Origin of the sequence: Flavonifractor sp. An306 (assembly GCF_002159455.1) — a bacterium.
GTDB lineage: Bacteria > Bacillota > Clostridia > Oscillospirales > Oscillospiraceae > Flavonifractor.
This window is the reverse complement of the sequence record NZ_NFIQ01000007.1, coordinates 1-13,858: the sequence shown is the minus strand read 5'-3', so window position 1 is coordinate 13,858 and position 13,858 is coordinate 1. Positions and strand designations below refer to the sequence as shown.

At 52.8% G+C, this 13,858-nt stretch carries 14 protein-coding genes and 3 pseudogenes; 15 read left to right on the top strand and 2 right to left on the bottom strand.

The genetic code is table 11. The features are described 5' to 3' along the window. Positions 1-281: 281 nt before the first annotated feature. Positions 282-1,490 (top strand): IS110 family transposase, encoded by a 1,209-nt coding sequence (locus tag B5F88_RS02660; protein WP_087341442.1) that lies wholly within the window; start codon positions 282-284, stop codon positions 1,488-1,490. Positions 1,491-1,648: 158 nt separating this feature from the next. Here the strand turns inward: B5F88_RS02660 and B5F88_RS02655 are convergent, their stop codons facing one another. Together B5F88_RS02655 and B5F88_RS02650 are read right to left on the bottom strand one after the other, a co-directional pair. After that, a complete protein-coding gene (locus B5F88_RS02655; RefSeq protein ID WP_087341441.1) occupies positions 1,649-1,861 on the bottom strand; it encodes a DUF5348 domain-containing protein in 213 nt (70 codons plus the stop codon). Positions 1,862-1,876: 15 nt separating this feature from the next. Continuing rightward, complete coding sequence (locus B5F88_RS02650) at positions 1,877-3,025, bottom strand: DUF6017 domain-containing protein (protein WP_087341440.1); 1,149 nt, start codon at positions 3,023-3,025, stop codon at positions 1,877-1,879. 159 nt (positions 3,026-3,184) lie between these two features. Here B5F88_RS02650 and B5F88_RS02645 point away from each other — a divergent pair. The 14 genes and pseudogenes from B5F88_RS02645 to B5F88_RS02580 form a co-directional block, all read left to right on the top strand. After that, a pseudogene (locus B5F88_RS02645) lies at positions 3,185-3,439 on the top strand (ABC transporter ATP-binding protein); the annotation flags it as partial. 11 nt (positions 3,440-3,450) lie between these two features. Next, positions 3,451-3,819 carry a metal-dependent transcriptional regulator gene (locus tag B5F88_RS02640; RefSeq protein ID WP_087341439.1) on the top strand — a complete coding sequence of 123 codons (369 nt, stop codon included), beginning with the start codon at positions 3,451-3,453 and terminating at the stop codon, positions 3,817-3,819. A 62-nt stretch (positions 3,820-3,881) separates the two neighbouring features. Then, a complete protein-coding gene (locus B5F88_RS02635; RefSeq protein ID WP_087341438.1) occupies positions 3,882-4,307 on the top strand; it encodes a winged helix-turn-helix domain-containing protein in 426 nt (141 codons plus the stop codon). A 58-nt stretch (positions 4,308-4,365) separates the two neighbouring features. Then, a complete protein-coding gene (locus B5F88_RS02630; protein WP_087341437.1) occupies positions 4,366-5,001 on the top strand; it encodes a TetR/AcrR family transcriptional regulator in 636 nt (211 codons plus the stop codon). An 8-nt stretch (positions 5,002-5,009) separates the two neighbouring features. After that, entirely contained in the window at positions 5,010-5,195 is a 186-nt protein-coding gene (locus B5F88_RS02625) for a cysteine-rich KTR domain-containing protein (RefSeq protein ID WP_087341489.1), read from the top strand. Positions 5,196-5,272: 77 nt separating this feature from the next. Then, positions 5,273-7,033 (top strand): ABC transporter ATP-binding protein, encoded by a 1,761-nt coding sequence (locus tag B5F88_RS02620; RefSeq protein ID WP_087341436.1) that lies wholly within the window; start codon positions 5,273-5,275, stop codon positions 7,031-7,033. Then, entirely contained in the window at positions 7,026-8,792 is a 1,767-nt protein-coding gene (locus B5F88_RS02615; protein ID WP_087341435.1) for an ABC transporter ATP-binding protein, read from the top strand. The genes B5F88_RS02620 and B5F88_RS02615 overlap by 8 nt, the downstream gene beginning before the upstream one ends. Next, positions 8,789-9,826, top strand: a complete 1,038-nt coding sequence (locus tag B5F88_RS02610; protein WP_242959603.1) for an ABC transporter permease — start codon at positions 8,789-8,791, stop codon at positions 9,824-9,826. The genes B5F88_RS02615 and B5F88_RS02610 overlap by 4 nt, the downstream gene beginning before the upstream one ends. A gap of 268 nt (positions 9,827-10,094) precedes the next feature. Next, entirely contained in the window at positions 10,095-10,916 is an 822-nt protein-coding gene (locus tag B5F88_RS02605; protein ID WP_087341434.1) for a ParA family protein, read from the top strand. Then, positions 10,873-11,799 (top strand): ParB/RepB/Spo0J family partition protein, encoded by a 927-nt coding sequence (locus B5F88_RS02600; protein WP_087341433.1) that lies wholly within the window; start codon positions 10,873-10,875, stop codon positions 11,797-11,799. Before B5F88_RS02605 ends, B5F88_RS02600 begins: the two co-directional genes overlap by 44 nt. 11 nt (positions 11,800-11,810) lie before the next feature. After that, complete coding sequence (locus B5F88_RS02595) at positions 11,811-12,086, top strand: DUF5720 family protein (RefSeq protein WP_087341432.1); 276 nt, start codon at positions 11,811-11,813, stop codon at positions 12,084-12,086. 27 nt (positions 12,087-12,113) lie between these two features. Continuing rightward, complete coding sequence (locus B5F88_RS21265; protein ID WP_087341431.1) at positions 12,114-12,308, top strand: hypothetical protein; 195 nt, start codon at positions 12,114-12,116, stop codon at positions 12,306-12,308. A gap of 68 nt (positions 12,309-12,376) precedes the next feature. After that, positions 12,377-12,754, top strand: a pseudogene (locus B5F88_RS02585) (helix-turn-helix domain-containing protein); the annotation flags it as partial. 46 nt (positions 12,755-12,800) lie between these two features. After that, a pseudogene (locus B5F88_RS02580) lies at positions 12,801-13,858 on the top strand (nitric oxide reductase activation protein NorD); the annotation flags it as partial.

Below are 13,858 nucleotides of genomic sequence, written 5' to 3'. Positions count from 1 at the left end.
CCCTCCTATTACAATAAATTTGGACAGGAAAGCCGGGCAGCCAGTCCGGCTTTCTCTCCATCTCGTGCCTAAGCTACAATAAGGGGAGCAACTGGCTGACCAATCCCTCCTTGGGCTTTTATGTCCGTTCGAAAGACTGTCAGCCATCCTCTTGTTGCAGCGTTCGATTTGAGCAGGTTGAGCCACCGGATACCGGAGAGTTCGTGTCACCCAATAGATTGAATCGGCAACGAGAAAAGATGGATTTCCGGTTGCAGATTCTTGGTATTGGAGGAATGTGAATGAACTGTGTTGGCATCGATGTTTCCAAGGGCAAGAGCACGATTGCAGTCATGCGGCCTTTTGGAGAAGTAGTGGTTTCACCCTTTGAAGTGTGCCACACCGCCAGTGAACTGAGTGAGCTGGCAAGGCTGCTCAAAAGCCTGGACGGTGAGACCCGTGTGGTGATGGAATCCACGGGCAATTACCATGCGCCGGTGGCCTGGCTGCTCCACGGCGCGGGGCTTTATGTTTCTGTAGTCAATGCAATGCTGGTGCACGACTACGGGAACAACAGTTTAAGACGGGGCAAGACCGACAAGAAGGATGCCGTGAAGCTGGCCAACTACGGTCTTGACCACTGGCTCACACTTCCGAGATATGTCCCGGAAGAAGATGCCCGGCTCATGCTGAAGACCTGCTACCGTCAGTACCAACAGTATTCCAAAGTACAGACCATGCTGAAAAACAACTTGATCTCCCTGCTGGACACCGCTTTTCCTGATGCAAACCGCCTGTTTACCAGTCCGCCCCGCGCCGATGGCAGCGAAAAGTGGGTGGACTTTGTAGCTGCTTTCTGGCATTGCGAATGTGTCTGTGGCCTGTCTAAGAAAGCCTTTACCACCAAGTACCAGAAGTGGTGCAGAAAGCACAGCTACAATTTCAGTGAAGATAAGGCGCTGGACATTTATGTCTCCGCCTGTGGACGCTTCGGTGTCATGCCGAAAACAAAGACGGCAAAACTTTTGGTAGAACAGGCCATTTCCCAACTCCAGGCAACTTCCGCCGCATTAGCTGCTCTCAAACAGGAGATGCAGTCTCTGGCAGCTTCTCTGCCAGAATATCCTGTAGTGATGGGGATGTTTGGTGTTGGCCCCACACTCGGCCCCCAACTCATAGCTGAAATTGGAGATGTGCGCCGTTTTCATTCCAAGAAAGCGCTGGTGGCCTTTGCGGGTATTGACGCCCCGCCATACCAATCCGGCCAAATAGATGTCCGCAGCCGCAGCATTTCCAAGCGGGGATCTGCCTCCCTGCGCAGGACACTTTTTCTGGTGATGGGCGTCCTCCTGCAATGCGCTCCAATGGATGAGCCGGTCTACCAGTTCATGAACAAGAAACGCTCTGAGGGCAAGCCATACCGTGTCTACATGATGGCATCCGCCAACAAGTTCCTGCGCATCTACTACGCCTCTGTGAAAGCCTACTTGGATTCTCTGGAGCACAACTAATTTTCGTGTCATACCATCTGGTTGGCCGCCGTTTCGATTTTGAGATGCTCAGCGGCTTGATTTTGTGTTGTCTTTTTGCCGCTCCCTCAAATCTGAAATTTCTACTTGACTTTTGTTAGCAGGTCTTTGGAAGTCCAGCAGGCAGGCGGCGGGATGGCTTAAATCCGCACCCGCAGGCCGGAAAGGTCGTCGGCGCGGACGCCTACCAGATACCAGTCCTCGGCCATTTCAATGCGGGTGGGCCGCCATTTGCCGCCCACCATCACGTCAAAGGTTTCTCCACAGTGCAGCCCGCCATAGTAGTCTGCCAGATCAAAGCGGATGTCGTAGCGGTCTGCCTGTTCGTCAAAGATCAATGCACCCTGTTTCATAGGGCCGTCCTCCTTTCAGATTTTCCCGGTCGCCATATCATGGGCCACAAGGGAAGAATAGTAATTCCCAATCGTGGACGGGGCATTGAACAGCGCCGCTCGTAGATACTGCTTGATGTTTCGGATTTCCGTGGTGTTCTTGTTCAGGCAATCCAGCACGAAACGGATGTGTTCGCTGTCCAGCTTCATAAACTTGGATTTCACCAGTTCCGCCGGATAGTCGTCACCGGCAACACGGATGGTCTTGCGCCGGGTGCAGACGGTTTCAAGGATCAGGTCTACAATCTCGTCCAGACGGTCGCCGTCATAGGGCAGATCGGCTTTCAGAATGTCATAGCTGATATTGTCCTTGATGATTTCCTCATACACCCGGTATGCCTCATTCGCATCCTTTCGCTTCCGTTCCGGCGGCTGTACCGCCTTGCCCTCCGCAGGAGAGGGGTTTGGGGAAAGGATAGGAATGGATTGGGTACTTGATAGATCAGTAATTGATTTTTCTTTACTTGATATATCTTTATTTATTTGCATTGGATTTCCCGATACCGGGTTTTCCGACGTTGGATTATCCGATGTTGGATTTTCCAACACCGGTTTTTCCAATCCCGGCTGTTCTTCATCCTCTGCCTCTGGCCGAGGCTGCGGCTGTTCGTAGATGGTATAAACCATGTCGGCCATCTTGCCCTTGCCGTCCCGGTTCTGCTGGCGGGTGATATACCCGGCCTTTTCCAGTTCCCACACCGCCGTCCGTATGGCGTCGATGCTTTCCCGGTTGATAAGGGACAAGCCTTTCAGCGTATAGTCCCAATTTTCCGGCAGGGACAGCATTTGCGAAAGCAGCCCCTTGGCTTTCAGGGACAGGTCTTTGTTTCGCAGGTGGTGGTTACTCATTACCGTGTAGCCCCGGTTTTTCTCCACACGAAAAACTGCCATCTCGTTGTCAACTCCTTTCACTTGGAATAGAACCGCGTCAAGGGCGGTGAGCTTGCCCGGCTGGTAGGGACACTCTGCATACATGCAAAACTGGTATTTCCAGTCGGGACGGTAGAAACGGCAGTCGCCGCAATCCTCCGGCGCTCCGGCGTCGCCGCTGTCGTAGTGGTCGAAACCGGGCTTGCCTTGCATGAGGCTTTCAAAGGCGCGGTCGCTGCCGGATGTGAAATACATGGCGTCGCCTCCTTTCGGCTCTGGGAATAAAAAAGACGCCTTTCTCGTTGCAGACTAACGAAAAAAGCGTCTTAGTGTGATTATAGAGCCGTTTAATTGTCTTTAGATTTTTTGAAAAGTCCCGTATTTATGCGGGTTTGCGCCGGTTGTGCTAATGGGAACGAGGCTACAGCCAGCGTGGACCCGGAGAACGAGCACCTGATCCAGCAGGCCCTGTCCGCCCTGACCAGGGGGAAGACGATCCTCACCATTGCCCACCGGCTGGCCACCATCCGGAACGCCGACCAGATCCTGGTGGTGGAGGATGGCCGCATCGTCCAGCGGGGCACCCATGAGGAGCTGATGGTCCAGGGTGGGCTGTACCGGCGGTTCATTGAGATCCGGGAGCAGGCTGAGGGTTGGCGTATCCAGTAGGGAGGGGCATCATGGGACTCCGAGCATCTGGTGAAGATTATCTGGAGGCTATCTTGGTACTCCAAAAGCAGAAAGGGGTGGTACGCTCCGTGGATGTGGCCCGACACTTGGGAGTTTCCAAACCCAGCGTATGCCATGCGGTAGCAACACTGCGGGAGGGAGGCTTTTTGCTGATGGACGAAGACAATTTCCTGCACTTAACAGATGCGGGTTGCGAAGTTGCGGAGCAGGTTTATGAAAAGCACCGCTTTTTTACCCAGCGCCTGATTGCTGCCGGAGTGGACCCGAAAACCGCTGAGGCAGATGCCTGCCGGATCGAGCATGTCATCAGTGAAGAGAGTTTCCAACGACTAAAGGCAGCGGTAGAGGCTGAGTCATAAGCACAGCAAAAGGAGGGATCCGTGCGTACGGCTCCCTCCTTTTGCAGTCGGGAGGTAATATAGTGGAAGAAATCATTGTCATTCGGGCCGCAGACCCAGATGGCAGCCTATTCAGGGCAGTTGTAGATACTTTGCGCGACAGGAGTGGGCGGAGGGTCGAGGTCATTCCGCTGGTTTCGCATGTGCTGCGTATTGGGGAACTGGAGATTCATCATGCGCACCGCCGGGTACTCATGGCTGGTAGAGAAGTACAACTCAACCATGGGGAATATGCCATGCTCTACTGCATGGCCAGTGCACCTGGGCAGGTGTTTTCTAAGGAACAGCTTTATACAGCGGCTTGGGGTGAGGAGCAACTATATGGGACGAACTCTGTGGAAAATATCATCTGGAGGCTGAGGCAGAAACTGGAGGTGGATCCCAAGCATCCGACATACATAAAAACCGTCTTTCGGAGTGGATATAAGATAGTTAGCGGAGACTATTGACTGCTTGTTTCTTTTGTGCTATATTAAAACCGATGGTTTTGATTGATGAGGTGGTCACTTGGCAAAAAGAATAGCAGGTGTGACGGAAAAACTCATGGAATGTGCAAAAGAAGAATTTCTCACAAACGGATATGAGAACGCCTCTCTGAGAGTGATAGCAGAAAAAGCTGGCTCCAGCAAAGGGGCAATCTACATTCGATATCCGGACAAAGAGAGCCTGTACCGCTCTCTTGTGCAGCCTGCCATGGATGATTTTTGTGGCCTGATACAATCAGCGTTGGAGCAATTTAATCAGTTGCCTGGGGCTGAGCAGACCAGCCAAATGTATTCTTTCTCAGACCATGGCTTTTGGGCCTCTATAGACTATATTTATGACCACTTTGACGAGTTCAAATTGCTCCTGACCAGCGGGGAGAGCAGCACATATCAGGAGTTCCTTCATCGTGTTGTGGAACTGGATACACAATGCACTATGCGATATATTCAGGCATCCGGAAATGATGCGATCTCCAGCGGCCGCCTCACACCGGAACTAAGCCATCTGCTGTCCAGCGCCTTTTATACTGGCATATTTGAGGTGGTCATCCACGATATGCCAAAGGAGCAGGCGGTCGAGCATATCCAGAGGATGCGGCGCTTCTATACCGCTGGCTGGAAAACCATCTTCTTCGGAGATGGAGGTGAAAACCAGTGAGCGGGTGGATCGACCGGAGCGGCTGGGTTCACTGCCCTACCTGCGGCAACAAGACCCGCACCAAGGTAAATCCAGACACCGTTCTAAAACGCTTTCCGCTGTTCTGTCCCAAATGCGGAAGGGAACACATCGTTGATGTGCAGGGACAAAACATCATATTGTCAGAGCCAGACGCCAAGACGCAGAGCCGATGATTTGCAGGATGATCCTGTGGGTTGTCGGCTTTTTTCTTTGTTGTTTGGTTAGAATGTGCTAACTTTGGGGGGATACGATGCAGAAGGAAAAGAAACTATTTAGTTTGATGGCATTTATCGGACCGCACCGGGCGGGGTTTATTACCGCGATTGTTCTTGCTGTTCTCAGTGTAGCCAGTGGAATTGTGCCATACTTTGCTGTGGCAAGAATGGTCAACCTGCTTATCTCTGGTGAAAAGAACTTTTTGATTTATCTGATCTGGGGAGCGGTCGCCTTGATCACTTATCTGCTTAAGTCCGTTCTTCACGGCATTTCTACCCGATGCTCCCACGAGGCTACCTTCCATGTGCTGTCAGAACTGCGGCGGGCCGTAGCGGATAAGCTGACCCGCGTTTCCATGGGGTACCTGACCGATACCCCGTCGGGCCGCCTGAAAACGACCATGGTGGAGCGCGTGGAGCAGATGGAGGTCCCGCTGGCCCACATTATCCCGGAGATGACAGCGAACCTGTTGATTCCACTTGCTATCGTGGGTTATCTCTTTGCTTTGGACTGGCGTATGGCGCTGGTATCGCTGATTACGATTCCGGTTGGAATACTGTGCTATATGGCAGAGATGAAAGAGTATCCGAAAAAGTATGGTGCGGTGGTCCAGGCAGGCAAGCACATGAGTGCCACCACGGCGGAGTATATCAACGGTATCGAGGTCATTAAAGCATTCAACCAGAGCACGGCATCCTACGGAAAGTTTACCGATGCGGTTCGACAAAACACAGACCTTATATTGGACTGGATGAAGTCTACACAGGGCTATTCGGCCCTCATGATGACCATTTGGCCTGCCGTGCTGATTGGCGTTCTGCCCATTGGCTGCGTCTTTTATAGGAATGGCAGCCTGACCGCTCCTGACTTTATCACAATCGCAATCCTGTCCCTTGGTATCGTGGGGCCGCTGGTTGGGGCAATCTTTCTGACCGATGATTTTTCTAAAATTGCGACCATCACAGGGGAAATCGGCGCTGTGCTGTCCGAACCGGATTTGAAGAGGCCCGAGCAGAGACAAAACCTGCAAGGGTTGGACACTGATCTGCGAAATGTGACATTTGCCTATAAGGATACACAGGTTTTGAACGGCGTCACGCTAAACATTAAGCAGGGTACGACGACTGCATTGGTGGGGCCGTCTGGCTCCGGCAAATCCACCATTGCCAAGCTCATCGCCTCCTATTGGGACGCCGACGGTGGGAGCATCACCATTGGCGGGATAGATGTGAAAAAGATGCCGCCGGAGCAGGTAATGGATCTCATCGGATATGTCTCCCAGGACAACTTCCTATTTAATGTCTCAGTACGGGATAATATCCGCATGGGTAGACCGAAGGCCACTGATAGAGAAGTAGAGGCTGTGGCAAAGGCGGCCGGCTGCCATGAGTTTATCATGGGCCTGGATCATGGGTATGACACTGTTGTGGGCGGCGCAGGCGGACACCTCTCCGGAGGGGAGCGCCAGAGAGTCGCCATTGCGCGGGCTATGATGAAAAACGCCCCGATTGTAATTTTGGATGAGGCGACTTCCTACACGGACCCCGAAAACGAGGCAGTGATTCAGGACGCCATCGGCAGACTGACCCGTGGAAAAACACTCATCGTCATTGCCCACCGCCTGGGAACCATCACCGATGCAGACCAAATTGCCGTGGTGGCGCAGGGTAAGATCTTGGATGCGGGAACACATGAAAAACTGCTGAAACGGTGCCACCTATATGCTCAGATGTGGGCGGCCCACACTCAGACAAAAGATGCGGACATGAGAATAGGGGGTGGCGAGCATGTTTGACGCATATAAACGGTTTTTTCGCTTTGCCGGGGAGCAGAAAGGCTCCTGGTACAAAGGAATGGCCTTTGAGTTGCTGCGGAGCATTTTTGAGGCTTTGCAGTTTGCGGCGCTATTGGTTGTGCTCCGCGCCCTGGTAGAGCAGAACATGCCCGGGATCACCCCGTGGGTGGCCTTTGGGATCATGGCAGTCAGCGTGGCCGGAGCCGCCCTGTGCTGGTATCTGGCCCACAACAGCGAAGGCCACGCCAATTACCGGATGTGTGCGGAAAAACGCATCCATATCGGAGAACGCATGAAGTATATGCCCATGGGCTACTTCAACGCCCAGAGCCTGGGCAGCCTCACCGCAGCTGCCACCTCCACTATGGAGGACTTGGAGAGCATGTCCTTTGCAGTGATTGCCCGGACGGTGGTGGGCATGATCCGGACCACCATCTTCTCTTTGGCGGTCCTGTGCTTTGACTGGCGCATTGGGCTGATCTTCCTGCTTGGTATGCTCCTGTTCCTCTGGGTCAATTCGCTTTTACTGAAGAAATCCAGAGAATTGTCTCCGGGACGGCTGGCAGCCCAGACAAGACTTGTGGACGCTGTGCTGGAATACATACAGGGCATGAGCGTGGTACGCGCCTTCCATGGAGATAAGGCGGCTAATCAGACGCTGAACCGCACGATTGAGGAGACGGAACAGCAGAATTTCAAGCTGGAGCGCAAGCGTATTCCCTACAATGTTTTGGAGCAAATTGTCCTGCGTGTCACGGCGGTGGTGGCGATTCTGCTCTCAATCTGGTTTTTCCTGCAAGGTAGTATGACCCTTTTTGCCTGCCTGATGGTGGTGGTTTCCGCTTTCTTGGTATACAGCGAGCTGGAGTCTGCCGGTGAGATGTTCTTCATGCTGCCTATGATCGACGCTTCCATCGACCGGGTGGAGGAGATTGACTGCGCACCCCGGATGGACGAAGGCGGCTCCGTACAGACACCGAAACACTGCGATATTTCCTTCGAGCATGTGGACTTTTCCTATGGGGAGCGGAAAATCATCCGCGATGTCAGCTTTACTATCCCGGAAGGGACAACAACTGCCATTGTGGGACCCTCCGGCTCCGGCAAGACCACCCTCACCAGTCTTATGGCAAGGTTTTGGGATGTGGACAGCGGCACGGTCAAGCTGGGCGGCATCAATGTGAAGGACTATGCGCTGGATAGTTTGATGCGCAATTTCAGTATGGTCTTTCAGCGCGTGTACCTGTTCAACGACAGCATTGAGAACAACATCAAGTTCGGCAAGCCGGATGCCACCCATGAGGAGGTGGTGGCCGCGGCAAAGGCGGCTCGGTGCCATGACTTCATCACGGCCCTGCCGGACGGCTACGATACCATCATCGGTGAGAGCGGCGCCACGATCTCCGGCGGAGAACGCCAGCGGCTCTCCATCGCCCGGGCCATGCTCAAGGATGCGCCGATCATCATTTTGGACGAGGCCACGGCCAATGTTGACCCGGAGAACGAGGTGGAGCTGCAGGAGGCTGTCAAGGCCCTGACTGCTGGGAAAACACTGGTTATGATTGCGCACCGGATGAAAACTGTCCAGGAGGCGGATCAGATCCTTGTACTGGATCAGGGGCGGATTGTGCAGCGGGGCCGCCATGCGGAACTGATGAAACAGGGCGGCATCTATGCGGACTTTGTCTGCTCCAGGAGTTCTGCGGAATCGTGGCGCATTGCAGGGCGGAAAAGCAGAGAGGTCAAAGCAGAGATATGAGTAAGAGAATATTGGCTCGGCTCGGCCTGCTCATTGTTGTCCTGTTTGGTGTTACTGTCCTGACTTTCTTTTACACCAATCTGTCCCCGGTAGACGCGGCTGAGGCACTGGCGGTACGCCGCTACAACCGCCCCACTGCACAGCAGGTTGAACTGGTGCGGGAAGAACTCGGCCTCGACCAGCCGATTCTTCAACAATATGGATCATGGCTGTGGAACGCTCTGCACGGAGATTTCGGAAACTCCTATAACACTGGGCGTCCGATTGTAGAAGAATTGACTGCTGCCATCCGTCCTACGTTGGTCATGGCGGCCATGGCACTCCTGTTTGCAACCCTCATCAGTATTCCGCTCGGAGTGTTATCCGCCAGCAGAAAAGGGGGCTTGTCAGATCGCAGTATTTACCTATTCGGCATAATCTGCATGTCTCTGCCAAATTACTGGATCGGTTTCATGCTCCTGCTTGCTTTTGCGGTCTATCTTCCTATTTTCAGTATTATGGGAGCGGACAGCCTAAAGGATTTCATCCTTCCGGCCCTGGCACTGGCTATCCCTATGGCTGCCGGCAATATTCGTGTGTTTCGCTCCTCGCTTTTGGACGGATACAACAGTGATTTTGTTTTGTATGCCAGGGCACGGGGCGTATCCGAGTGGAGAATCGCCAATCTGGTGAGCCGCTTTGCTCTGCCGCCGCTGATTACTATGCTGGCTCAGAGCTTCGGCTTTATGATTGCGGGCAGCGCCATGGTGGAAAGTGTGTTTTCTATCCCGGGGCTGGGCTCCATGCTGGTCACTGCACTGGGAGCCAGAGATACCATCACCATCAATGCATGCGTGTTGCTCACCGCCGTCATTTTTGTCCTGGTCAATTTTATCGCGGATTGTGTGAACACACTTCTAAATCCGCAGAGCCAAATAGGAGATGGCCCCAAGCGGCACAAGCACTATCAAGCGAGTACAAAAAAACCAAGAGAAATCAAGACTTTTCTCCAAGTCAGGTATAAATCTGATGCAAGCAAAATCAAGCCAAAATAAAGGGGTTTTACCCCCTCTTGTTGGCAGGATGTTAGCAAAAACAAGGCTTAATAGCGTGTGCTTTGAGTTCGATTTCTCTCGGAGCAAACTCAAATTATGCTGCGTGAGTATCTATTTGGTCTATCACTTATTGAGTATACTATCATACATAGTGCCCCATTACAAGAGATGTGTGGGGCAAGAAAAGTGCCTGTTTTATCTCTCAGTCGAGAGGTAAAGCAGGCACTTTTTTCATATCTAAAACTCAGAGTGAAACGAGGTGAAAATGATGAATACGCAAATCATCGCCATCGCCAATCAGAAAGGCGGTGTGGGCAAAACAACGACCTGTGCGAACCTGGGCATTGGGCTTGCACAGGCTGGAAGAAAAGTGCTGCTGATTGACGGAGATCCGCAGGGCAGCTTGACCATCAGCCTGGGCCACCCTCAACCGGATAAGCTGCCCTTTACCCTCTCTGATGCTATGGGCCGTATTCTGACGGATGAGCCAATCAAACCTGGTGAGGGCATTCTGCATCACCCGGAAGGCGTTGATCTGATGCCCGCCGACATCCAGCTCTCGGGCATGGAGGTTTCGTTGGTAAATGCCATGAGCCGGGAGACCGTTTTGAGACAGTATTTGAACACGCTTAAAGGACAGTATTCCCATATCCTGATTGATTGCCAGCCCTCCCTGGGTATGCTCACAGTCAATGCGCTGGCAGCCGCCAACAGGGTCATAATCCCCGTCCAGGCGGAGTACCTGCCCGCCAAGGGTCTGGAACAGCTGCTCCAGACCGTAAACAAGGTAAAACGGCAGATCAACCCCAAGCTCCAGATTGATGGAATCTTGCTGACGATGGTGGACAACCGCACTAATTTTGCCAAGGAGATTGCTGCCCTGCTGCGTGATACCTATGGTAGCAAGATCAAAGTTTTCAAAAGCGAGATTCCCCATTCTGTTCGGGCAAAGGAAATCAGCGCCGAAGGCAAGAGCATTTTTGCCCACGACCCCAATGGCAAGGTGGCCGAGGGGTATAAAAATCTGACTCAGGAGGTGATAAAACTTGAAAAGCAGCGCGAAAAAAGTAGAGTTGGCTCCATACGATGACTTGTTCTCCACCGAGGAAAGCCGCCAGGATGCCAAGCTGGAGAAAATACGGGAAATTCCTCTGTCTGAACTGCATCCTTTCAAGAACCATCCCTTCAAAGTCAAGGATGACGAGGCCATGATGGAGACCGCCGACAGTGTTCGGCAGTATGGTGTTCTGGTTCCGGCGATTGCCCGCCCGGACCCGGATGGCGGCTATGAGCTGGTTTCTGGGCACCGACGGCACAGAGCAAGTGAACTGGCAGAGAAAGAGACTATGCCCGTTATCGTCAGAAATCTGGACGATGATGCCGCCACCATCATCATGGTGGACAGTAACTTGCAGCGAGAAAGCCTGCTCCCCAGTGAAAGGGCCTTTGCATACCGTATGAAATTGGAGGCGGTCAAGCACCAAGGAGAACGCTCTGACTTAACTTCTCGCCAAGTTGGCGAGAAGTCACAGACCTCTATTCAGCTTGTTGCAAACCAAGCCGGTGAAAGCCAGCGACAGGTGCAACGCTACATCCGCCTGACTGAACTGATCCCCGAACTCCTGGATATGGTCGATGAGAAGAAAATCGCACTCAATCCGGCCTATGAACTGTCGTTTTTGAAACCGGAGGAACAGAAACAGCTCATTGATGTTATGGAGGATGAGCAGGCGACGCCCTCCCTCTCCCAGGCGCAGCGAATGAAAAAACTAAGCCAAGAGGGCAAGCTCAACGAAGATGTGATGCTGGGAATCATGTCCGAGGAAAAGAAAGATGTAGATCGGGTAGTGCTCACATCGGAAACCTTACAAAAGTATTTTCCCAAGAGCTATACACCACTGCGTATGCAGCAAACGATTATTAAGCTGCTGGAAGCGTGGCAGAAAAAGCGCCAGAGAGACCAGGAACGATGAAAGGAGCGCCTATGAGAGATATTTCAGCCCGTGAGCTGAAAGGACACAACATTCTCGCTGTGGAGCGTTTCCAGGACAGCACCCGATGGATGATCGAGTTTTCCGTCCTGCGTCCCTGCTCCTACGGTAGTCCCGGCGATGAAATGCGGTTGTTTCTCACGGAGGACGGGTATCAGGCCGCCCTCGTGAGCCAGAAGCGCCGGGAAATCAAAATCAAGCGGTATGCCCGTGTGATCGAGGGCCATGTTCTCGACTTCAAGCCGGACAAGCACCGCCACCACCCGTAAATCCGTCATCACTACGAAAGGAAAGGAATGAATATGTGTACTGTCCAAAGCATCAAGGATGCTATCCGGGAAAACTGCCAGTCCCAATATGACATGGAATCCACCGACATTGACCGGGTTTTGCAGACCCTCCCGTTTTCTCAGGAACCGGGACCATTTTCTAAGCCGAAATCGCAAAGGCCGCTGTATTGGTTCCACGCAAGAAAATATCAAAAAGTATAACTGCCACAATTCTTTTTACAGGATTGTGGCTTTTTTCATGGCCCTGAGAACAGAAAGGAATGAAGTCAATGGCGGTCTTTCGGATTGAAAGAACCCGCGACTATACGGTAATGAGCAATCATCACCTACGGAACCATGAATTGTCCCTGAAGGCAAAGGGGCTGCTTTCCATGATGCTGTCCCTGCCAGATGACTGGAACTATACCACCCGTGGCCTTGCGAAAATCTGCAAGGAGGGTGTGGACGCCATCGGTAATGCGCTGCGGGAGCTGGAAACCGCCGGTTACATCGTGCGCCACCAGCTGCGGGACCGGCAGGGCCGGATCAGCGACACCGAGTATGTCATATATGAGCAGCCCCAGCCCCAGCAGCCGGAAACGCCCCAGCCGGATACGGCTGTACCAGATACGGCTTCACCAGATACGGAAAACCCGTATCTGGATAGGGTTGGCTGTCCTGATAAGCGGCTTATTCTCCCACGAGCTGGGACATGTGCTCTATACTGACTTCCTGCTTTACCAGTCCTACCATGTTTTCCAGGAAGCAGGGAAGTGGTTTCCAGAACCGCCGCTCCTTTGGAACATGGCTGAACGAGATGCGGAGGCGGATTTATGGGCATACCAGGCCGCGGAGCCGAAGAATAAGGAGCTGATCGGCCGCATATTGCACGACATCTTGAACATCCTGGAAGATGGCTATATCGAAAACAGGATGTTGCTGGACTACCCTGGCATTTTAGGCGGCAGCCTGGAGAAACTGCGCCAGGTCCGGTTTGCGGATTACCCCACAATAGAGGATTTAATTGAACAGGAGGGAGATGGCGGCCACATTTGGCTGAGTATCCGAAATGGGATACTCTCCTACATGCTTTGGGGCGAACTCAAATATGGCGGAACACCGCTCTCTGACGAGCGGATTCAGATGGTATTCTCCCTTTTGGGGAATCTGGATAAGGCTTTAGTCAGCCGTGATGCCAGGGATCGATGCAGAACGGCAAATTTGATTCTGATTCGCTGCTGGCCTCATATCAAGGATATGCTTGAAAACCTCAAGGAGCAGGCGGAAAATGCCGCCTCGGCAGGAGGAAGTGCAGAGCAGGGCGATCCCAACGATCTGCTGAGCAGTATCCTCTCCTCACTTGCTGGCAGCAGTGAGGAAGGCACTGGAGAAACGTCTCCAGTGGGAGGAAGTCCTGCTGCATCGGAGAGCAAATCGGCTACCGGCTCCCAGCGTGCGGCAACCGCGGTTTTGGCTTCGGGTTCTGCCTCTGAGGATCAAGAAAATCAAGAGACAGAAAGCGGTGCCGCGGAAAATACCAGCGGAAAGGACAGCGAAGATACCAATGAAAAGGGTGCTGAAGCACTGTCTGAAGGTAATGCTGGTTATGGTGTCGGATCTGAACAAAATGAGGCTGGTAGTGCGGAAATACTGTCGGGGGGCGCTAGGGCTTGTTTGAAAAATCAGGAGACTTGTTCTAAGTCAACAGAATTGCAATGGCGGCAAGGTGAACGAAGGCCAAGAAGGAGGTGTCCAGCATGTCGTATCTGGTA